This window comes from Rubrilithobacter danxiaensis (assembly GCF_047272945.1).
GTDB classification, from domain to species: Bacteria; Bacteroidota; Bacteroidia; order Sphingobacteriales; family Sphingobacteriaceae; genus Rubrolithibacter; species Rubrolithibacter danxiaensis.
The window spans coordinates 79,391-98,614 of record NZ_JBKOPS010000010.1 but is presented as its reverse complement, the minus strand read 5'-3'; the positions used below and the strand labels follow the sequence as shown (position 1 = coordinate 98,614).

The window sequence follows — 19,224 nt, the reverse complement described above, 5'->3', positions numbered from 1 at the left end:
ATTAGACTACGAGGTGTTGCAAAACGTTGCATTACCCTTGTTAAAATTTTGTTTTAATATAAAAATTAATGGTATCAACAGCCATGCTCTTTGCTTTAATGCTTTTCCATTCAGTTGCAGGATTAATGTATTCCCATTCTTTTTTATTTGATAATTTAACTTTAACGGGCATATTTAAACCTGTAACAGACGCTTTCCAACGATAGCTTAGCAAGCCTTTTTTCGAATTCTTAATTTCCAGTACCGGTATTTCTGTATATCTTAAATACTGATCGAAAATTTTTGTCAGGTTTTTACCGGATTTTAAATTCATGTAATTAATTACTTCTTCAGTTGTAGTTGTTTTAAGGCCCAGATCTTTATTTAATCCTCTTAAAATTTCACGCCATTTTTCGTCGTTATCAATAACAGAACGGATAGTTTGCAGCATATTAGCCCCCTTGTAATACATGTCGCCTGATCCTTCCTTGTTTACATTGTATGGCCCGATGATAGGGATGTCATTTTCTATGTTTTCTCTAACACCGGCAATATAGCGTGCCCCTGCATCCTTACCTTCTGTACACTTTACAAAAAGTCCTTCAGAATACATGGTAAAGGCTTCGTGTATCCACATATCGGCAATGTCTTTTGATGTGATATTATTTCCGAACCATTCGTGTCCCGACTCATGGACAATGATATAATCCCATTTTAATCCTAAACCTGTTCCAGATAAATCTCTTCCGCGATATCCGTTTTTATATCCGTTTCCATAAGCAACTGCACTCTGATGCTCCATGCCAAGGTAAGGTGATTCTACCAGCTTATACCCGTCGTTATAAAACGGATAAGGGCCAAACCAGTATTCAAAGCATTTAAGCATCGGTTTAACATTTTCTCCGAACTGCTTTTTTGCTTTTGGAAGATTTTCTTTTAGAACAAAGTAATTCAGGCTCAGCTTGCCTTTTTCTCCTGCAAATTCATCGTTGAAATGTGCATAGTCCGCAATGTTCAATGTAACATCGTAGTTATTGATAGGATTTGATACAAACCAATTATACTTAATGTACTGATTATCCAATTTCTCTATAGAACGTAAACGACCGTTGCTTACATCCATAAGGCCGTTAGGAACCGCAATGCTGATAAGCATACTATCGGGCTCGTCGGACTGGTGATCTTTTGTAGGCCACCAGGAACTGGCCCCTAATCCCTGGCAGGCAACTCCAACCCATGGCTTTCCCGCTTTATCTTTGGTAAACACAAATCCACCGTCCCAGGGTGCATTGTTAGCAACAACAGGATTTCCGGAATAATAAACTGTAAAATTTGTTTTTTCATCTTTCTTTATAACTCTTGGAAAGCCGATAAAAACTGCATTGTATTCCCTTTTAAAGGAAAGTTCTTTATCCTCGAAAGTAATCTTTTCAATCTTCAGATTGTCGAACAGGTCTATTTGTAACTTATCAAATTCCTGCGTGGCCGTAATTTTAAATAAGTTTTTTCCTGCAATAAATTTTTGATCAATATTTACTTTAACATCAAGGTGGTAGAAATTTACATCATAACAGGATCTTAGGGTGCTAAGCATTCCTCTCAACGTATCGGCACGTGTAAAACTACTCTTTTGGTTAAGCGGCTGGCTAAAAATAGAGAGGGGTAACAAGAAAAACAGCAGCAGGTAAAACAATTTACGGATATTCATTATTGAAATTTATTTCGCAAACTAAAGATGCGGATTAAATTTTAACGTTTATGAATTCATAATCCTTAAATTAGCCGAAATTTAAAAGATCCTTTCATGCAATACGATGTAACAGTAATCGGCAGCGGTCCGGGCGGATATGTAGCTGCTATACGCTGTGCCCAGTTAGGCCTAAAAACAGCAATTATCGAAAAATACAGCACTTTTGGCGGAACTTGTTTAAATGTTGGCTGTATTCCTTCCAAGGCCTTGCTTGATTCATCGGAGCATTTTTACAATGCTGCACATACTTTTGGAACTCATGGAATTGATTTGAAAGATCTGAAAGTTAATATCGGGCAAATGATGGCCAGAAAGAATACGGTTGTACAGGAAAATACTGCCGGAATCGCTTTTCTGATGAAGAAGAACAAGATTACAACTTATAACGGAGTAGGTTCATTTGTTGATAAAAACACTATTAAAATTACAAAAGAAGGTGGCGAAGAAACAATAACCACCAAAAATGTAATTATTGCAACAGGATCAAAACCTACAGCGCTTCCTTTTCTTCCAATTGATAAAAAGCGTATTATTACTTCTACCGAAGCGCTTGATCTCACCGAAATACCCAAGCATTTAATAGTTATTGGCGGAGGTGTTATTGGGCTGGAACTTGGCTCTGTATATGCCCGCCTGGGGGCGAAAGTTACAGTAGTGGAATTTATGGATTCCATTATTGCTACTATGGATAAGTCTTTGGGAAAGGAACTGCAAAAATCTTTAAAGAAGCTTGGATTTGAATTTTTGCTGAGCCATAAAGTTACAGGCGCCCAGGTAAAAGGCAAAACTGTTACGGTTACGGCAGATAATCCGAAAGGAGAGAAAATAACGCTTGAAGGAGATTATTGTATTGTTGCCGTTGGCCGTACAGCTTATACTGAAGGATTGGGCCTGGAAAAAATAGGAATCAAGTTAGAAGACCGGGGCAAAAAAATTCCGGTAAACGATCATCTGGAAACCCCGGTAAAGGGCGTTTATGCTATCGGTGATGTAATTAAAGGAGCAATGCTTGCCCATAAGGCCGAAGAAGAAGGGGTTTTTGTTGCGGAAACTATAGCCGGACAAAAACCTCATATCAATTACAATCTTATTCCCGGTGTTGTTTATACCTGGCCTGAAGTTGCCAGTGTTGGCTTTACCGAAGAACAATTAAAAGAACAGGGAACAAAATATAAATCGGGATCCTTTCCATTTAAAGCGAGCGGCCGTGCACGTGCAAGTATGGATACCGAAGGGTTTGTTAAGGTGCTTGCAGCAGCTGATACGGATGAAATACTGGGTGTACACATGATTGGCCCACGGGCGGCAGATATGATTGCCGAAGCAGTTGTCGCTATGGAGTTCCGTGCTTCAGCAGAAGATATCGGAAGGATAAGCCATGCTCACCCAACTTATACTGAAGCAATGAAGGAAGCTGCTTTAGCCGCAACCGAGAACAGGCCCATACATATTTAGGAGTTGAAAGTAAAAGTTAAAGTAAAAACCTCCTTGCTGATGAGCTGGGAGGTTTTTTATTTATGGAAGGCTATGGTATAACCAAAAATTAATCTTCGTAAAGCCTTAACCTGTTTTTAACCGATGTAAGTTCACCCTGTAAATCCGAAATCCTTCCCAGTAAATGTGCAATAGCTTCAATTCCCTGAACGTTAATATCCAGGTCATAATGCATCCTTACAAATTTTTCGAGCTGCTGGAGCTGATCGTTCGGGATATAGGTAATTTCTTTTATCGTAGTTATTTCAATAAGCTCTGCTTCGTATAAAGAGCGGATAAAAGAAAATTCTACTTTATGAAAAGTACAAAATTCCTCAGCAGCTATTAGGTCGTTCGTTTCCATCGATCAGGTTTTAGATAGTTCTGTAAATAGTTCCTTTTGTCTTTCTGTAAGATTGGTTGGTATTTTTACTGTGTAGGTAATAAACAGATCGCCATACTCGTCTTCTTTTTTATATACCGGAAAACCTTTTCCTTTCAGCTTTATTTTAGTCCCGTTTTGTGTACCGGGAGCAACTTTTACTTTAACTTTTCCCGAAAGGGTATCTATTGTAATTTCTCCACCTAAAATAGCGGTGTACAAATTCAACTCTTCGGTTGCATATAAATTAACGCCTTCCCGTTTAAATTTAGGATGTGATGACAGTGAGAACGTAATATACAGGTCTCCATTGGGCCCGTCATTAATTCCAGGGCCGCCATGCCCTTTAATTTTTATGGTTTGTCCGTTTTCAATACCTGCAGGAATGGTAATTCGCAAACTTTTCCCGTTTACTGTTAATGTTTGCTGATGAGTTTTAAGTGCGTCTAAAAAATCCAGCTGTAATTCGGCATTGTAATCCTGTCCTCTGAACCTGGTTTGCTGTGATCTGCCCGAACCTCCGAACATTGATTCGAAAAAGTCGGAAAATCCGCCATAATCACCTTCAAAACCTTGTCCGAAACCACCTCCGGAGTTCTGTCTGCCCGAATATGATTGTTGCCCCTGCGCTTGCCCGGCATTTTGAAATTCGTCAGCGTGTTTCCAATTTTCGCCGTATTGGTCGTATTTTTTTCGTTTTTCGGGGTCGCTTAATACTTCATTTGCTTCATTGAGCTCCTGGAATTTTCGCTGTGCTTCTTTGTCATTCGGATTCAGGTCGGGATGGAGTTTCCGTGCAAGTTTTCTGTAAGCACTTTTTATATCTTTTTCCGAAGCTGATTTATCTACCCCTAATATTTTGTAATAATCAATAAAGGCCATAAACGATGAGTGTAATCGTTTATATAATGCCTTAAAGGATACATTGGTTTTATTCAGATAAAAATTGCCACTTACAACAATAGCATGAAAGAGAATGTTCCGATTCGCTAATTCCTCCGCGAATTAAAAAAAGAAAATAAAAATGCGAAATTCGCCTTAACAAGTCATTTTTATCATGCCTCAGATTTTAGAAAATTTCTCATTAAGATCCCTTAATACTTTTGGAGTTGAAGCTCATGCACGCTGGTTTACTGAAATTAATTCAGAGGACGATTTAAAGGAACTGTTTTCTGATGAAAAATGGCGGTCGGTAAAGCGGCTTGTTTTAGGCGGAGGAAGTAATATGCTTTTTACGCAGGATTTTGATGGCCTTGTTATTAAAATAAGTATAAACGGAATAAAAAGTGAAGTAGCGGAAAAGGATGTTTTCGTAACCGCAGGAGCAGGGGTTGTATGGAACGAATTGGTTAAGTATTGTGTGGAAAGGGATTTTGCCGGTCTTGAAAATTTAAGTTTAATACCCGGATCGGTAGGTGCATCGCCGGTTCAGAATATAGGTGCTTACGGAGTTGAATTGAAAGATGTTTTGTATTCATGCCGGGCTTTTGAAATTGAAACAGGAGAAATTCGTGTGTTTAATAATGCAGATTGTAAATTTGATTACCGTGAAAGTGTTTTTAAAAACGAGCTGAAAGGGAAGTTTATAATTACAGAAGCTTCGTTTAAACTTTCAAAAGAAGTCCATTTAAATACCTCGTATGGTGCTATTCAGCAAGAACTGGAAAAACGCGGTATCCAAAATCCCTCAATAAAAGATATTTCTGATGTTGTTTCTCATATCCGTGTAAGTAAACTTCCCGATCCTTCAACTATAGGTAATGCCGGAAGCTTTTTTAAGAATCCGATTATACAGGTTGAGAAATTCAGACAGTTACAGTCTGCTTTTCCGGACATAGTACACTACTGTATAACAAATAGTACAATTAAACTGGCGGCTGGATGGATGATTGAACAATGCAACTGGAAAGGAAAAAAAATTGGAAATACAGGTACCTGGAAGAATCAGGCTTTAGTTTTAGTTAACCACAAAAACGCTTCAGGGGAAGAAATTTTCCAGCTTTCTGAAGAAATAATAAGGGATGTGCAAGAAAAATTCGGTGTCCGCTTAGAGCGGGAGGTGAACATTATCTGACCCTAAGAACCGTTAATTTTTTGTTAATTCTTAATAGCATTTATTAACTCTTTTTCCTTTTGTTACTGTTTAGCATGGTTGTTGTATAATTTGATGTGAAGTTGATCAAATAAAATTTTTGAAAACTTTAAAAAGTTGGAGAATAAATAAAATACATCACCTTAAAACCTAAACATGATGACAAAGATTGAATTCAACACAATGGTTATGCGTCAGGCAAGTTCTTTGAAAATGTATGCCCTGCATTTTACTCATGATGCAGATGATGCAAACGATTTAGTACAAGATACTCTTTTAAAAGCGATCACCTATTATAATAAATTTAAAGAAGGCACTAATCTTAAAGGATGGTTATATACCATAATGAAAAATACGTTCATTAATAACTATCGCCGCTTTATAAAAATCAGTTCATTCGTTACTAAATCAGACGAAATATCCTCTGCTAACCTGGTATTCAGTTCAACAAAAAATCACGGTGAATCCAAGTTTGTGATGGACGATATTAAAACAGCGCTTACTAAACTTCCTGAAGAGTATTATGTTCCTTTCAGCATGTATTTTGAAGGATTCAAATATCACGAGATAGCCGATCATCTGGAAATTCCTATTGGTACTGTGAAAACCCGTATTCACGTTGCCCGTAAGCTTTTAAAGAAAAGCTTAAAGCCTTACGATAACGGAATCAGAAAGCCTGTTTACGCAGAGCTAGACTAAATAGCCCCTTTTCTAAACTCATCATACCAGAGCGTCAGGTGCCAGCCTGCCGCTCTTTTTTTATTCTTTTTACATCGGTTTTTCCTACATCCTTTTTTATCCGCTTTTATTCAGAAGGAGCTGCTAACTGAATAAGTTTTGAAAAAGCGATCGGGAAAATTGCTTTATTGTTTTCATTTTCAAATATGTATTTAGATATAATAAAAATACTTACAAGTTATTCTGCAAAAATCTGGTTGCTTCTTTCGCTGTTACCTGTCCGGATATCAAAGCTGGTGGAACGCCTGGCCCTGGTACTGTAAGCTGGCCGGTAAAAAATAAGTTTTTAACTTTTTTAGACTGTATTTTGGGTTTCAGAAAAGCCGTTTGTGTTAAGGTATTTGCAAGGCCATACGCATTTCCTTTAAACGAGTGGTAATCATTGCTAAAGTCTTTTAGTGCGTAACTTCTTTTTACCACAACATTGTTTCGGATTTTCTCTCCTGTGATCTTTTCAAAGCGATCCAACAATATATCATAATAACGTTCTCTGTTCTCTTCCGTATCCGGTAATCCGGGAGCTACGGGCATTAAGAAAAATAAATTTTCGCAGCCGGAGGGTGCTACTGTTTTGTCGGTTTTAGAAGTACAGCAAACGTAGAAAAGAGGGTTAGAGGGCCATTCAGGATTTTGGTAAATCTCTTTAGCGTGCTGATCAAAATCACGGTCGAAGAAAAGATTGTGGTGCTGTATATTTTCTACTTTTTTATTTATCCCGATATAAAACAATAAGCAGGAAGGCGAAAGCACCCTGCTTTCCCAATACCTGGCAGAATAGTTTTGATAGCGTTCTTCAAGCAGCTTTTTGTCGGTGTGCTGGTAATCGGCATTCGAAATTACAATATCGGCAGGATAAAAATTATCTTTTGTATGTACTCCTGTTGCTTTGCCTTCTGATACTTCAATTTGTTGAACTTCGCTGTTTAAACAGATTTGGACTCCCTGCTCTTCAGCGAGAGAAACCAGCGCTTTTACAATTTCATTCATTCCCCCCTGGGGATACCATGTTCCCAAAACCAGATCAGCATAATTCATCAGGCTGTATAGTGCGGGTGTTTTTTGCGGAGTAGCTCCTAAAAACAGAACAGGAAATTCCAGTATTTTTATAATCCGCTCATTAGTAAAAAAACGACGTACATGGCCGCTCATGCTGTTGAATAACTGAATTCTGAAACATTCCTTTAATAAGCTAAGGTCAAAATATTCCGTTACAGAAAGCGAAGGGCGGAATACAAAGTCCTTCATGCCTTTCTGATACTTGTAAGCTGCCTGGTGTAAGAATTTAGTCAATTGAAGAGAACTGCCGGATTCAAGCTGTTCAAAAATATTTTTTAATTCCGCCACATTGGCCGGAACATCAATATAATCGTCGTCTTTAAAATAAACCCGGTATCCCGGATCAAGCCTTTTTAGCGTGTAGTAATCACTTAGTTTCTTATCGAACAAGGAAAAATAGGATTCAAATGTATCGGGCATCCAGTACCAGCTGGGGCCCATGTCAAATTTAAAACCATCTTTAAGCCATACAGCTGCCCTGCCACCCGGCTGATCGTTTTTCTCATAGATTGTTACTTCATGTCCTTCCTTAGCCAGCATTGAGGCGGCAGAAAGTCCTGCAAAGCCAGATCCGATGACGGCTATTTTTGCTTTCTTCATTTGAGTAAAGATAATTAAACGTTAATTTGGGGCTGGTTAAAACTAAAAATTAATCCCTGCCGTATTTAAAACATATGATGGACCTTTACAACGAAACCTGTTTTGAATGCAGCAAGGTGATTACCGGAAAGTACAGTTCTTCTTTTAGTCTTGGTATAAAGGCTTTTGATAAAAAATACCATGCTCCAATATACGCTATTTATGGTTTTGTACGATATGCCGATGAAATAGTGGATACTTTTCACAGTTTCAACAAAAAAGAACTGTTAAGAGATTTTAGGATCAGAACCTTCCAGGCGATTGATGAGAAGATTAGTTTGAATCCTGTATTGCATTCATTTCAGCTTGTAGTGAATACATATAATATTGATAAAGCCCTAATAGGAGGTTTTTTAGATTCTATGGAGATGGACCTGGATCAGAAAGCCTTATCGGAAGAAAGCTATAAACAATATATCCATGGATCGGCAGAGGTTGTAGGTTTGATGTGTCTGAAAGTTTTTTGCCACCAGAAAGAGCATTTATATCAAAGCCTTTGCGAACAAGCCAGAAAGCTGGGCTCTGCTTTTCAAAAAGTAAATTTTTTACGGGATGTGAAAGCAGATTTTGAAGAAAGAGGAAGGGTATATTTTCCGGGAATTGATTTCCATACGTTTAGTAACGAAGATAAATTAAAAATTGAGCAGGAAATTGAGCAGGATTTCGAGGATGCATTGGCAGGTATCCGTAACTTACCGGCAGGAGTAAGAAAGGGTGTTTATATCGCTTATATGTATTATAAAGAGCTCTTCAGGAAGATCCAAAACATCTCTGCCGAAAATATCGTTAAAGAAAGGATACGGATTTCAGATAAACGGAAAGTTTTTTTATTTGCTTTAGCTTTAGTACAAAATCGTTTTAAGGGAATATGATTCGATTACTTTTTATTTTCTTTTTTCTTTTTTGCATTACGCTTACCTGTAAACCGCAAAATATAGATAATATCCGGAGGGAATATTATGCTGCGTTGCAGGATTCAAAATCTGCTGATAAGTTATACACCAAACTTAAAAGTAGCAAAGACCTGCCACCCGAATTACTCGCCTATTTTGGTTGCGCCCAGGCATTAAAGGCCCGTTATAGCTGGAATCCATACAATAAGCTGTTATATCTGAAAGACGCGAAAGAAACGCTGGAAGATGCCGTAGAAAAAAAACCGGAAAGTTTAGAGATTAGGTTCTTACGATTTAGCCTGGAACATTATATTCCTTCTTTCTTAGGAATGAGTGAAAATTTAAGTGCAGATAAAAAGAAGATCATTCAATTGATACAATCCAAACAGGTGGGCACTGTTAATGAAGATTTGCTGAAAAACCTGATAGCATTTATGAAAAGTTCTAAACGTTGTACTTCAGAAGAATTGGCAATATTATCAAAGGGCACGAGCTGATGAAGAGCAATTACCTGTACTTACTTATTAATTTTTTCACTATTCTTTTCCCTCTTCTTCTTTCGTTCGATAAAAAAGTTCAGTTTTTTAAATCCTGGCGATACGTTTTTCCTTCACTTTTTCTTTCGGGATTATTGTTCCTGCTTTGGGATTGTCTTTTTACCATAACCGGGGTATGGAGTTTTAATGAAAACTATATACTTGGAATAGCATTCTTTGACCTTCCGCTTGAGGAAATTCTCTTTTTTATAACGGTTCCATTTGCCTGCATCTTTATATACGAGTGCCTTAACTTTTATATAAAGAAAGACTTTTTACAACCGGTGTCTCATTCAATAAGTTGGTTTCTGATTGCTTTGTCGATCGTTCTACTAATTTTTTACTTTGACAGAATATACACATTGGTAACCTTTATGCTGCTGCCTGTTCTTGTTGGTTTTGCCGAGTTACGGAAAGTCAAATTCCTGGGGCGATTTTATCTTGCCTTCATCGTTTCCTTACTGCCATTTTATATTGTAAACGGGGTTTTAACGTCGCTGCCGATAGTGCTTTATAATAACTCCGAAAATATGGCGATACGGATTGGAACAATACCTTTCGAAGATCATTTTTATTCTCTTTCTCTCATTTTATTAAATATTCTTTTTTTTGAGCATTTTAAGAAGAAAGGAAAAACTATTTGATAGCCTTACCGTCATACTCAAAATCGCAGCTGGCACTCAGGAACGGACAGGATAAACCTGAGATATGGGTTGCCTTTGAGGGAAATATCTATGATGTAAGTAAAAGCCGGCTCTGGAATAACGGCAAACACTACGAGCATTGGGCGGGGCAGGATTTAACGGATGAATTAAAGGATGCTCCTCATACTGCAAAAGTTTTCGACAAATTCCAGATTGTAGGATTGTTGAAGTAACAGTTTACTTAACACCAAGCAAGCTGTTACTTCTGCTGGTTTATTGTTCAATAACGAAACTGCTCAGTTTAATAAATTCATTCACGCGGCTGGTAATTTCTTCAGAACTTAAGTTTGTGATCCGTTCTGTTCCAAACTTTTCTACACAAAATGAAGCCAATGCCGAACCGAAAATAATAGCGTTTTTCATGTTGTTGAAATTAATAGTTCCCACTTTAGCGAGGTAGCCGATGAAACCTCCTGCAAACGTATCGCCTGCGCCCGTTGGGTCAAATACTTCAGCTAAGGGAAGGGCTGGAGCAGAAAAAATTAAATCACCGTGAAACAGGAGGGCGCCGTGTTCTCCTTTTTTTATAATGAGGTATTTGGGGCCCATTTCAAGGATCTTTTTTGCAGCTTTTACTAAAGAGTATTCGCCTGATAACTGGCGGGCCTCCGAATCATTGATTGTAAGTACATCAACAAGTTTTATTGTTTCCAGCAGATCGTTCAAAGCCACGTCCATCCAGAAGTTCATAGTGTCAAGCACAATGAGCTTAGGCCTTTTCTTTAAACGCTCGATGGTAGTTTTTTGTATTTGGGGGGTAAGGTTTCCTAAAAGCAGGTAGTCGCAGCCCTGATAAGAATCCGGAATAATTGGATCAAAGTCAGCCAAAACATTAAGTTCTGTTACCAATGTGTCGCGGCTGTTCATATCGTTGTGATATTTTCCTGCCCAGAAGAACGACTTTTGTCCGGCTTTAACCTGAAGTCCCTCTACATCTATTCCGTGAGTTTTAAACTCATTTATATCTTCATTTTTGAAGTCATCACCAACTACCGCAACTATTTTCACTTTATCATAGAAGTAAGAAGCTGCTAAACTTGCATAGGTAGCAGCACCGCCAACTATTTTATCTGTCTTCCCAAACGGTGTTTCTATGGCATCAAAAGCCACCGTTCCAATAACAATTAAACTCATTTTATAATCTTAAAAAAATGTCAGACAAATATTGTATAAATAATTTAAAATCCCGAATATTGCAGTCCCAAAGCCGGAAATACTCCTGAGTAGCTCAGCCGGTTAGAGCATCTGACTGTTAATCAGAGGGTCGCTGGTTCGAGCCCAGCCTCAGGAGCAAATAAAAATATAACCAGAATCCTGAATAGCTCAGCTGGTTAGAGCATCTGACTGTTAATCAGAGGGTCGCTGGTTCGAGCCCAGCTTCAGGAGCCGAGCCTTCAGCTATGTAGCTGAGGGTTTTTTATTTAATGACTTATTGGGTTTACATACTTTATTCATCCTCAGCTAATAAATACTATATAGGGCAAACCGAAAATCTGTCCGAGCGTATAGAACAGCATAACAACGGTTTCTTTTCTAACTCATCTACAAAGTATGGCATTCCCTGGATTTTGAACTATGTAATTGAATGCAGTTGCAGAAAACAGGCTTTGGCAATAGAGCGGCATATTAAAAAGATGAAATCAAGGAAATACCTAAATGATTTGAAAATATATCCTGAAATAAGTGTTCGATTGAAGAAAATGTATAGTTAAGGTCGCTGTCCCGATAATTATCGGGACGAGCCCAGCTTCAGGAGCCGAGCCTTCAGCTGTAAGCTGGAGGTTTTTTTATTTTGATTGATCTACTCAATTTTCAATTCCCTTTTCTAAAGTTTCCACAGTACAATAAATACTATTTTAACTTTTAGCATAACTTATTTCGATAAAATGAGTATAAGTACTTTGCACTTGATATAGAGGTTCAATAAGATTTAGTTATGCAGCATATCACCTACAATACATTTTACGAAGCAATAGTTGAAAATAGCACTGATCTTCATGCTGTCTTAGATACTTCCGGTAGATATGTATATGTTGGAAACTCAGTTTTTGCAATGCTCGGATATACTCCTGATGAGCTGATCGGGACCAGTGCTTTTGATTATATACATCCGGATGATGTTGGCAGCGCAATTTTTACATTAAATCAAAGTAATTACCAGAAGTTGTTGCACGCTCCTTTACTACGGATGAGAGGTAAGAACGGTACTTATAAGTGGATAGAAGCTTTGGTTTCAAATATGTTGGATGATCCCAGAGTTAATGGTATTGTAATAAATTCGAGAGATATAACCGACCTTATTGAAGCTAATAACCAACGGCGGATAAATCATTCCTATTATTATTCCTTGTTTCTGAATCATCCTGATGCGTTATTTGTCTTAACTCCCAATGCTGTTCTGAAAAAGAGCAATCATAATTTTTTTAAGATAACTGGTTTTCATGATAAGGAGATACGACAGCATTCACTGATGGAATTAATTCACCCGACTTTTAGGGAAGATTGTAAAGCAGGTTTTGAGCAGGCTGTAAACGGACTGGCAAACAGTACGGAAGTTAAATTATTAACTAAAGACAAAAGGGAGGTTTATGTTTGCCTTACATTTATTCCAATAATTATTGAAGAGGGCATTAAAGAGATTCAATGTACTGCTAAAGATGTTACAGCAAAATACCTGTACCATCTTGAACTGAAGAAGTTGAGCCTGGTAGCCAGTAAAACTACAAATGGGGTAATAATGGCGGATGCGGAAGGCATCATTGAATTTGTGAATCAAAGCTATTGTAATTTAACTGGATACTCGCCAGATGAGATGAAAGGTGGTAAACTCGGCCACTTATTAACCGGAAGAAAATTTTCTGACAGTGAGGATACACACATAACAGCCTACCTTGAAAACAACAAACCTGAACCAATTGAAATTTTAGAATATAAAAAGAACGGGCAGGAGATATGGTTTTTAGCAGAAGTATCGGCGGTGAGAAATGAAAAAGGTGAGATTGCTTGTTATATAGCCATATTAATTGATATAACAGAGAAGAAAAAGAACGAAATTGAGTTGCTGCTGCTTACAAAAGATCTGTATAAACAAAACCAGGAGTTTAAAAGGAACACCCCAAAGTCTGTTGGTAAAAATAACGGCAGTTAATTTTACTCTATAACATCCTTTTTCAAAGGTTTGATGTGTTTTTCTACTTTTTCCATCAGCGAAGTCAGGTCGAAAGGTTTTTGTAATATATCATCGCAGCAGTAAACTTCTTTTACGCTTTCTAAATGAGAGTAAGCAGAAATAATAATAACAGGTAAATCCTGGGTTTCAGGATTTTTTTTAATCATATTACAGATCTCTCCTCCATTTTTTCCAAATAGCCTGAAATCCAAAAGAAGCAGATCTGGCTTATATTCTTCAATTATTTCTAAAATAGCGTCGCTGCGGGAAATGATATTAGCTGTATAACCGTAATATGTTAAAACTTCATTTAACATATCCAGTACATCCAGGTCATCATCTAATATTAAAATTCGTCTTAACATCGTGCGGAAAAGTGAAAAATAGGTAATTAACGCTTACAATAAATAAGCGATTACCAAAATAAGAAAATAATAGGAAGAAGAATGAAATCCTTTTGTAAAAATTTGATAGAGAAGGAATCAGACAGAGAAATATAACATGACAACGTTATCGTAAGATTCGTTAGAAATAAACGATTGTAATTTTGATGAATAGTGCGGTGATTCTAATTGAATTTTAGTTCCTTCTTCAATTGGTTCTATTGCTGTAATCTGCGATTTATTTAAAGTTACCGGCCCCTCTGGTGTACTTATTCTTATTAATTCCGTTGCCATGACGACTTAAACTTTGTCCGTGTATTATATTGAATTAAGAAGGAAACTGCCAGGAAGCCCTTATGTTTCTGCTAATTACATTTTGTAAAGCAAAATACACGGATGTGAAATAAAACTGTAAATATTTCTCACGTGCGAATTTTGTTTTCACTGATTATGTCTTTCCGGAGTTTCACCATGAGGCAATTGCCATGCAGGCGTTTTTTTTAATGGCATGGTAATCAGTTTAGTAACGTTAAGCTCATTCGGGTCGCGGAAATAAGGTACTCCTATTATCAACTCTTCCTGGGGAATGTTAAGTTTTAAGGAATTTGAAATGCGATCCCAAAAGGAGAAAATAACTGAAAAATTACTGTCTGTTTCTTTTTTAACAATGGAGTGATGAATTCCATGCATTCGGGGAGTAACAATAAAAAGATTTAAAGCCTTTTCTGTTTTAAGGGGCAGCTTCCAGTTGCTGTGGTGGAAATTTGTTGCCGCTTCAAATATTATTTCATAAACAAGTACTAATTCGGGCGTTGCCCCGATAAGTAAGGTAGCTGCCCCTCTGAATACAACCGAAGTTATCAGTTCACCAAAATGGAACCGGGTGGCGGTTGTTAAATCCAGGTCCAGATCTGAATGGTGAACTTGATGAAAGCGCCATAAAAAAGGGATTTTATGATTTATAACATGCCATACGTAATTTGTATAATCCAACAGGAGAAATCCAATTGCAAATTCTACCCATACCGGAAGTTCAAGTAAATGATTCAATCCAATTTTCCAATCCTGGTTTTTACTGGCAATCCATACCACTACCGGTATAAAAAGCAGCCGCAGGAACAGGAAGGAAATGAAGGCAATTGCTACATTAATTCTTATTCTTTTCCAGCGAGATTGTATTCTTTTTCGTAATTCATATTTACTTTCCAGGATAAAAAGGAAAATAAATAAGGTGATCAGAATCGGAGAGCCAACATCGTCAAGCAGAGGGTGTGAAAAATTCATTTTTATTATTCTCTTAGTTTTTTTCCTTCGCCTTCTTTGGGTTTTAAGGTAATATCATCATTAAGGTTGAATTTCTGCTGCTTATAAGGCGAAGAATTTTTTGGCGGTATACCTGTCATCAACCTGAAATAACGCCAGCCCAATTTTAGTTCTTTCCAGAAATGGCCGGGAGGCTGATAGCCGAATGCTCTGTATTTTCCCGGTTGTACTTTTCCTTTAGAACGGATGAAAGCGGCAAAATCAATTGTCCAGGAATCAAATTCTTTAAGAAAGTTTTCGTCCTGCAACAAGTCTTCTGCCTGATTGTCGCTGTATTTTTTATCTTTTCCCGTTAAAGCATACTTCCATAAATGATCCGGGACTTCAATCCCTCCGTAGCGACACTGCCATACCAGCGACTGGTAAGCTAAACGTTCGTTTTCATACGGCTCCTTTTCGGGATCAAAGTATGCTTTATGCGACAAAATTTTGGGCCTTCCGGTTTTATCAAGTTCATCTCCTCCAAGGTCTCCGTAACAGAAGAACCCCGCTGTTCTTCCTTCCAGATGATTTAGGCTCATTTTCTTCCACTCTTCAGTATGTTCAAGCTGCATTGCCTTTTCCGGATTTTTATGATCTATTGATTTTTCATCAGGATTTCCGCCATTCATGCACACCAGCCTGTCAAACAACAATTTTAAATTGCTTGTTGGTCCGTACCAGTTGATAGGGCCAATAATTGCCCATGCATCTGCCATGTCTAACCGTGCATATAAATCAAAATCCCACATCAGATCCGGTTCGTTTTTGTCATTTTTTTTATAACAGTTGCAAGGCCATACGCATAAGGCCATTGAAGTAGAGACACAGGCATTACAACTTTGAATCTTCGGCCTTCCAAAAACATTACCCAGGTCTTCATAATCGATTTCCCATTCCTGAGGCAAATTAGCAGCCATCCTCAACAGCAGCATTCTTGATTTTGAATCTACACCGGGGCAATTGTATTGACGCCGCTGTGAGCCGGAAATTATCAGGATACGAAACGGACGTTCTTCCGGAGGTAATTTCGCGTTTTCATCATTTGGTTTCATAGTTAAAGTTTATTCTGATGAATAAGATGCCGGTATGTCTTTAACAGGCTTTGCTGGCTGTATCCTAATTTATACATTAAATAAATTAAAGTAAAAATTGCCTGCATTTTGAAAAAGCCATTATCCAGATATTTGCGTGCAGAAGTTATTACCTGTTTCTTCATTACTATAAACTTGCTGTATTGCCGGATACGGGAAATAATTTCCTGATCTTCCATTACGATCAGGCTTTCATCAAATCCTCCGGCTTTTTCAAAAACACGCTTGCTTACAAAAAGGCTTTGGTCGCCAAATCTTACCGCATTAATATTGAAACGTGTAAACCAGCAATTTGCTTTTAAAAACCAATGATCGTAATCAAAAGCCAAACGATAACAGCCACTTTCAAATCCTTTATGTACAGCGAAAATAATATCTTGAGTGAAGTTTTGGGGAGGGATAGAATCCGCATGCAAAAAGTAAAGGATATCGCTTACTGCAGCTTTTGCTCCTGCATTCAGTTGAGGGGCTCTCCCTTTTTCAGGACTTGCAATTACTTTTGCTCCTGCCTGTTCTGCTTCATTTACGGTATTGTCGGTACTTCCTCCGTCAACAACAATGATTTCCCGAATTAGCGAACGATCCGCTGCTCCAAATATCCGGCGGATGGTACTTTTGATTTCAGCTTCTTCATTAAATGCGGGAATAATAACGCTGATCATACATCTGTAAATTCAAGAATTCTTATCCGTGCGGAAACAAGCGACTTAAGTTGGTCTAAGCTTTTGCAGCTATTTATTTCTGAAGCGCTTATAAGCTGTTTGGGTAATTCTTTAGAGAGATAAAAAACAGCGGGAAGATCAGCAGGTACTTCATACATTTCTTCAAACTCGTCTTTATGCAGAAAGCGAAAGCGAGCTCCGGTGCTTTCAATAAATTCTTTCCATTCTTTCTTAATTCCAAAATTATGGTAAGTAAGAGCGCAGAGATTGCAGTCATAAGTTGAAGGGCTTATCAGTTTATGAACAAAATCTGTAACCGAGCTGAAAAGGTCGCTGTCGGCATTATAAACAAAAATCAGAGTGAGATTCTTGACGTTCATGTTATGGGGTGAATGTTGTAAAGTTGCTAATAGATCTTTTTCGGTATCAATATCAGAAAGTGTTTGAAGCGTTGTATAAGTTATATCATTATTAATACATTCCTGTACCGTTTCATTAAAAACATATTGAGTGCTCCAGTTTTTGTTTTTAAAGAGCTTTTCAAATGGTTTTTTTAATCCGATTAAATAATATCCTCCATCTGTGGCAGGTCCAATTACTGCTTCATTGTTCTCCAGCAATTTATAAGCGTGAATTATGATGGAAGTTTCCAGTTCGAGGCAATCGCTGCCGATAATCAATACGTTAGTATAGCTTCTCGCAAACGCGTAATGCATTGCATTTAGCATTCGCTCCCCTAGGTCTGTTCCCTTCTGAATCTGAAAATCAAATCCCGATGGCCGTTTTTCGGCAGCTGGAATAAAATCAGAATAGAAAATTATTTTATTGCACTGGATACTGGTTGTTATTTCAAAGGTGTGTGAGACTAATTTTTTATATACATCCAATGCAAGGTCGTTACCAGCTGTTGCAGCCAGCCGTGTTTTTACTTTCCCATAAATGGAGTTTTTTACAAAGATCAGTAACGCATTGCCTGAGTTCATTTGTTATACAGTTGCTCCTCCGCAGCTTGAACCCGCTCCTGCGGTGCAGCCGTAGCAGTGCTGGTTAAGAACAATGGATCTTTTGTTAAGGAGATCAAGATTGAATGAACTTATATGACGGGAGCTTACTTGATCTACTTGGAGGTTAAGCATCTGGTTGAAATCGCAATCATATAAATATCCGTCCCAACTTACAGAAATTGTATTACGGCACATAACTCCTTCTGCAGCCAGTGGATTAAAAGCATTAATTAGCTTCTCCATGTAAGCATCATAATTTCCACTGGAAACTAAAAATTCAAGGAAGCGGCTGATGGGAATATTGGTGATGGTAAATAAGTTATTAAAACTGACGGCATAATCCTTTAACAACGCCTTTTTAAATTGAACTTCAAGGTCGTGCTGCGATCCGGGCAGAAAGGCTCCTGACGGATTGTAAACAAGGTTCAGCAGAAGGCCTGATCCGTCTATGCCATAGCCAACGGCATTCAGTAACTGTAATGCTTTTATAGATTGCTCAAAAACTCCGGCCCCACGCTGGCGGTCAGTTCTGTCTGCATTGTAAAAGGGCAATGAACTGACTACTTCCACATCGTGTTGTTTATAGAATTCGGGCAGATCGTGGTATTTCTTGTTTGCAAGTATAATAGTAAGATTGCATCGCACCATTACTTTTTTGCCCAAGCCAGCACATTCTGCAACGAACCAGCGAAAGTCAGGATGCATTTCGGGTGCTCCTCCGGTAATATCTACTGTGTGAATACCTGCATTTTTGATTATATCCAGGCATTGCTCCATTGTTTCTCTGCTCATTCGCTCCTTACGATCCGGTCCTGCATCTACATGGCAATGCTTACAGGTTTGATTGCATTGCTTGCCTACGTTTACCTGAAAAATTTCAATCCCGGTAGGCTTAAGGGGATATAAACCGGCATTTTCCATACTACTTTTAAAGGATTTTCTTTCTCCCGAAGAAAGCACATCCAGCTGAGCAGCAGGAGACGATAAAGGATGTTGTAAAACAGCCAGACTTTTCATCACATAGATAGTTCTTTTACCTTATTCATCATTTGTACGCCGTGTACAAGTGAGGCTCCACCTCTGATAGCAGCAGTAACGTGTACAGCTTCCATCATTTGCTGTTCAGTACATCCTTTTTCCATCGTATCTACGGTATAAGCATCAATACAATAAGGGCACTGAACGGCGTGGGAAACAGCTAATGCGATAAGCGATTTTTCCCTGGCTGTAAGTGCGCCTTCTTTAAAAACATCACCGTAATAGCTGAAAAACTTGTCTGCCAGCTCTTGCTGAAATTCACCGATTTGCGAAAATTTTTTTAAATCTTCAGGATTGTAGTACGTTGACATGAATATTAATTTAGGGTTG

At 38.0% G+C, this 19,224-nt stretch carries 22 protein-coding genes and 2 tRNA genes; 11 read left to right on the top strand and 13 right to left on the bottom strand.

Annotated elements, in window-relative coordinates:
* Positions 1-40: 40 nt before the first annotated feature.
* Entirely contained in the window at positions 41-1,687 is a 1,647-nt protein-coding gene (locus tag ACLCDL_RS13805) for a M1 family metallopeptidase (protein ID WP_423148926.1), read from the bottom strand.
* Positions 1,688-1,783: 96 nt separating this feature from the next.
* Between ACLCDL_RS13805 and lpdA the strand changes: the two genes are divergently transcribed.
* Positions 1,784-3,184, top strand: a complete 1,401-nt coding sequence (gene lpdA / locus ACLCDL_RS13800; RefSeq protein WP_423148925.1) for a dihydrolipoyl dehydrogenase — start codon at positions 1,784-1,786, stop codon at positions 3,182-3,184.
* Positions 3,185-3,272: 88 nt separating this feature from the next.
* Here the strand turns inward: lpdA and ACLCDL_RS13795 are convergent, their stop codons facing one another.
* Positions 3,273-3,566, bottom strand: a complete 294-nt coding sequence (locus ACLCDL_RS13795; RefSeq protein WP_423148924.1) for a chaperone modulator CbpM — start codon at positions 3,564-3,566, stop codon at positions 3,273-3,275.
* A 3-nt stretch (positions 3,567-3,569) separates the two neighbouring features.
* The gene (locus tag ACLCDL_RS13790; RefSeq protein ID WP_423148922.1) at positions 3,570-4,466 is read right to left on the bottom strand and encodes a DnaJ C-terminal domain-containing protein; all 897 of its coding nucleotides are present in this window, start codon (positions 4,464-4,466) and stop codon (positions 3,570-3,572) included.
* A gap of 175 nt (positions 4,467-4,641) precedes the next feature.
* Here ACLCDL_RS13790 and murB point away from each other — a divergent pair, with 175 nt between their 5' ends.
* Together murB and ACLCDL_RS13780 are read left to right on the top strand one after the other, a co-directional pair.
* Positions 4,642-5,658 carry a UDP-N-acetylmuramate dehydrogenase gene (murB, locus tag ACLCDL_RS13785; protein WP_423148921.1) on the top strand — a complete coding sequence of 339 codons (1,017 nt, stop codon included), beginning with the start codon at positions 4,642-4,644 and terminating at the stop codon, positions 5,656-5,658.
* Between the two features lie 177 nt (positions 5,659-5,835).
* Positions 5,836-6,375: a sigma-70 family RNA polymerase sigma factor gene (locus tag ACLCDL_RS13780; protein WP_423148972.1), complete on the top strand. Its 540-nt coding sequence runs from the start codon at positions 5,836-5,838 to the stop codon at positions 6,373-6,375.
* 210 nt (positions 6,376-6,585) lie between these two features.
* On the opposite strand, the gene ACLCDL_RS13775 is transcribed toward ACLCDL_RS13780, so the two are convergent.
* Positions 6,586-8,070 (bottom strand): phytoene desaturase family protein, encoded by a 1,485-nt coding sequence (locus ACLCDL_RS13775; protein ID WP_423148920.1) that lies wholly within the window; start codon positions 8,068-8,070, stop codon positions 6,586-6,588.
* Between the two features lie 74 nt (positions 8,071-8,144).
* Between ACLCDL_RS13775 and ACLCDL_RS13770 the strand changes: the two genes are divergently transcribed.
* Genes ACLCDL_RS13770 through ACLCDL_RS13755 form a run of 4 tightly spaced genes read left to right on the top strand, consistent with a single transcriptional unit; the run spans position 8,145 to position 10,415 of the window.
* Positions 8,145-8,981 (top strand): phytoene/squalene synthase family protein, encoded by an 837-nt coding sequence (locus ACLCDL_RS13770; RefSeq protein WP_423148919.1) that lies wholly within the window; start codon positions 8,145-8,147, stop codon positions 8,979-8,981.
* Complete coding sequence (locus ACLCDL_RS13765) at positions 8,978-9,499, top strand: hypothetical protein (protein ID WP_423148918.1); 522 nt, start codon at positions 8,978-8,980, stop codon at positions 9,497-9,499. Before ACLCDL_RS13770 ends, ACLCDL_RS13765 begins: the two co-directional genes overlap by 4 nt.
* The gene (locus ACLCDL_RS13760; RefSeq protein ID WP_423148917.1) at positions 9,499-10,182 is read left to right on the top strand and encodes a lycopene cyclase domain-containing protein; all 684 of its coding nucleotides are present in this window, start codon (positions 9,499-9,501) and stop codon (positions 10,180-10,182) included. Before ACLCDL_RS13765 ends, ACLCDL_RS13760 begins: the two co-directional genes overlap by 1 nt.
* Entirely contained in the window at positions 10,182-10,415 is a 234-nt protein-coding gene (locus ACLCDL_RS13755; protein ID WP_423148971.1) for a cytochrome b5 domain-containing protein, read from the top strand. The genes ACLCDL_RS13760 and ACLCDL_RS13755 overlap by 1 nt, the downstream gene beginning before the upstream one ends.
* Positions 10,416-10,455: 40 nt before the next feature.
* On the opposite strand, the gene ACLCDL_RS13750 is transcribed toward ACLCDL_RS13755, so the two are convergent.
* Entirely contained in the window at positions 10,456-11,376 is a 921-nt protein-coding gene (locus ACLCDL_RS13750) for a PfkB family carbohydrate kinase (protein WP_423148916.1), read from the bottom strand.
* Positions 11,377-11,459: 83 nt separating this feature from the next.
* Between ACLCDL_RS13750 and ACLCDL_RS13745 the strand changes: the two genes are divergently transcribed.
* The 4 genes from ACLCDL_RS13745 to ACLCDL_RS13730 all read left to right on the top strand — a co-directional run bounded on the left by ACLCDL_RS13745 (position 11,460) and on the right by ACLCDL_RS13730 (position 13,390).
* Positions 11,460-11,533 (top strand) — tRNA-Asn (locus ACLCDL_RS13745).
* A 21-nt stretch (positions 11,534-11,554) separates the two neighbouring features.
* Positions 11,555-11,628, top strand: a tRNA-Asn gene (locus ACLCDL_RS13740).
* Between the two features lie 38 nt (positions 11,629-11,666).
* The gene (locus ACLCDL_RS13735; RefSeq protein WP_423148914.1) at positions 11,667-11,954 is read left to right on the top strand and encodes a GIY-YIG nuclease family protein; all 288 of its coding nucleotides are present in this window, start codon (positions 11,667-11,669) and stop codon (positions 11,952-11,954) included.
* Positions 11,955-12,178: 224 nt separating this feature from the next.
* Positions 12,179-13,390 carry a PAS domain-containing protein gene (locus ACLCDL_RS13730; protein ID WP_423148913.1) on the top strand — a complete coding sequence of 404 codons (1,212 nt, stop codon included), beginning with the start codon at positions 12,179-12,181 and terminating at the stop codon, positions 13,388-13,390.
* Between the two features lie 2 nt (positions 13,391-13,392).
* Here ACLCDL_RS13730 and ACLCDL_RS13725 read toward each other — a convergent pair whose 3' ends face one another.
* The 8 genes from ACLCDL_RS13725 to ACLCDL_RS13690 form a co-directional block, all read right to left on the bottom strand.
* A complete protein-coding gene (locus tag ACLCDL_RS13725; protein WP_423148911.1) occupies positions 13,393-13,776 on the bottom strand; it encodes a response regulator in 384 nt (127 codons plus the stop codon).
* 117 nt (positions 13,777-13,893) lie between these two features.
* Complete coding sequence (locus tag ACLCDL_RS13720; protein WP_423148910.1) at positions 13,894-14,088, bottom strand: hypothetical protein; 195 nt, start codon at positions 14,086-14,088, stop codon at positions 13,894-13,896.
* A gap of 147 nt (positions 14,089-14,235) precedes the next feature.
* Positions 14,236-15,078 carry a sterol desaturase family protein gene (locus ACLCDL_RS13715; RefSeq protein ID WP_423148909.1) on the bottom strand — a complete coding sequence of 281 codons (843 nt, stop codon included), beginning with the start codon at positions 15,076-15,078 and terminating at the stop codon, positions 14,236-14,238.
* A 5-nt stretch (positions 15,079-15,083) separates the two neighbouring features.
* Positions 15,084-16,151 carry an NAD(P)H-dependent oxidoreductase gene (locus tag ACLCDL_RS13710; protein ID WP_423148908.1) on the bottom strand — a complete coding sequence of 356 codons (1,068 nt, stop codon included), beginning with the start codon at positions 16,149-16,151 and terminating at the stop codon, positions 15,084-15,086.
* A 2-nt stretch (positions 16,152-16,153) separates the two neighbouring features.
* On the bottom strand, positions 16,154-16,852 hold the full coding sequence (locus ACLCDL_RS13705) for a TIGR04283 family arsenosugar biosynthesis glycosyltransferase (RefSeq protein ID WP_423148907.1): 699 nt from the start codon (positions 16,850-16,852) through the stop codon (positions 16,154-16,156).
* Entirely contained in the window at positions 16,849-17,835 is a 987-nt protein-coding gene (locus tag ACLCDL_RS13700) for a TIGR04282 family arsenosugar biosynthesis glycosyltransferase (protein WP_423148906.1), read from the bottom strand. The genes ACLCDL_RS13705 and ACLCDL_RS13700 overlap by 4 nt, the downstream gene beginning before the upstream one ends.
* Positions 17,836-17,838: 3 nt before the next feature.
* Positions 17,839-18,873: an arsenosugar biosynthesis radical SAM (seleno)protein ArsS gene (gene arsS, locus ACLCDL_RS13695; protein ID WP_423148905.1), complete on the bottom strand. Its 1,035-nt coding sequence runs from the start codon at positions 18,871-18,873 to the stop codon at positions 17,839-17,841.
* Entirely contained in the window at positions 18,873-19,205 is a 333-nt protein-coding gene (locus ACLCDL_RS13690; protein ID WP_423148904.1) for an arsenosugar biosynthesis-associated peroxidase-like protein, read from the bottom strand. Before ACLCDL_RS13690 ends, arsS begins: the two co-directional genes overlap by 1 nt.
* Between the last annotated feature and the right edge of the window lie 19 nt (positions 19,206-19,224).

Bases quoted from the DNA above. Each gene is read 5' to 3' on its own strand.
- ACLCDL_RS13805 (WP_423148926.1), bottom strand. From the start codon at position 1,687: ATGAATATCCGTAAATTGTTTTACCTGCTGCTGTTTTTCTTGTTACCC.
- lpdA (WP_423148925.1), top strand. From the start codon at position 1,784: ATGCAATACGATGTAACAGTAATCGGCAGCGGTCCGGGCGGATATGTA.
- ACLCDL_RS13795 (WP_423148924.1), bottom strand. From the start codon at position 3,566: ATGGAAACGAACGACCTAATAGCTGCTGAGGAATTTTGTACTTTTCAT.
- ACLCDL_RS13790 (WP_423148922.1), bottom strand. From the start codon at position 4,466: ATGGCCTTTATTGATTATTACAAAATATTAGGGGTAGATAAATCAGCT.
- murB (WP_423148921.1), top strand. From the start codon at position 4,642: ATGCCTCAGATTTTAGAAAATTTCTCATTAAGATCCCTTAATACTTTT.
- ACLCDL_RS13780 (WP_423148972.1), top strand. From the start codon at position 5,836: ATGACAAAGATTGAATTCAACACAATGGTTATGCGTCAGGCAAGTTCT.
- ACLCDL_RS13775 (WP_423148920.1), bottom strand. From the start codon at position 8,070: ATGAAGAAAGCAAAAATAGCCGTCATCGGATCTGGCTTTGCAGGACTT.
- ACLCDL_RS13770 (WP_423148919.1), top strand. From the start codon at position 8,145: ATGATGGACCTTTACAACGAAACCTGTTTTGAATGCAGCAAGGTGATT.
- ACLCDL_RS13765 (WP_423148918.1), top strand. From the start codon at position 8,978: ATGATTCGATTACTTTTTATTTTCTTTTTTCTTTTTTGCATTACGCTT.
- ACLCDL_RS13760 (WP_423148917.1), top strand. From the start codon at position 9,499: ATGAAGAGCAATTACCTGTACTTACTTATTAATTTTTTCACTATTCTT.
- ACLCDL_RS13750 (WP_423148916.1), bottom strand. From the start codon at position 11,376: ATGAGTTTAATTGTTATTGGAACGGTGGCTTTTGATGCCATAGAAACA.
- ACLCDL_RS13735 (WP_423148914.1), top strand. From the start codon at position 11,667: ATGACTTATTGGGTTTACATACTTTATTCATCCTCAGCTAATAAATAC.
- ACLCDL_RS13730 (WP_423148913.1), top strand. From the start codon at position 12,179: ATGCAGCATATCACCTACAATACATTTTACGAAGCAATAGTTGAAAAT.
- ACLCDL_RS13725 (WP_423148911.1), bottom strand. From the start codon at position 13,776: ATGTTAAGACGAATTTTAATATTAGATGATGACCTGGATGTACTGGAT.
- ACLCDL_RS13720 (WP_423148910.1), bottom strand. From the start codon at position 14,088: ATGGCAACGGAATTAATAAGAATAAGTACACCAGAGGGGCCGGTAACT.
- ACLCDL_RS13715 (WP_423148909.1), bottom strand. From the start codon at position 15,078: ATGAATTTTTCACACCCTCTGCTTGACGATGTTGGCTCTCCGATTCTG.
- ACLCDL_RS13710 (WP_423148908.1), bottom strand. From the start codon at position 16,151: ATGAAACCAAATGATGAAAACGCGAAATTACCTCCGGAAGAACGTCCG.
- ACLCDL_RS13705 (WP_423148907.1), bottom strand. From the start codon at position 16,852: ATGATCAGCGTTATTATTCCCGCATTTAATGAAGAAGCTGAAATCAAA.
- ACLCDL_RS13700 (WP_423148906.1), bottom strand. From the start codon at position 17,835: ATGAACTCAGGCAATGCGTTACTGATCTTTGTAAAAAACTCCATTTAT.
- arsS (WP_423148905.1), bottom strand. From the start codon at position 18,873: ATGAAAAGTCTGGCTGTTTTACAACATCCTTTATCGTCTCCTGCTGCT.
- ACLCDL_RS13690 (WP_423148904.1), bottom strand. From the start codon at position 19,205: ATGTCAACGTACTACAATCCTGAAGATTTAAAAAAATTTTCGCAAATC.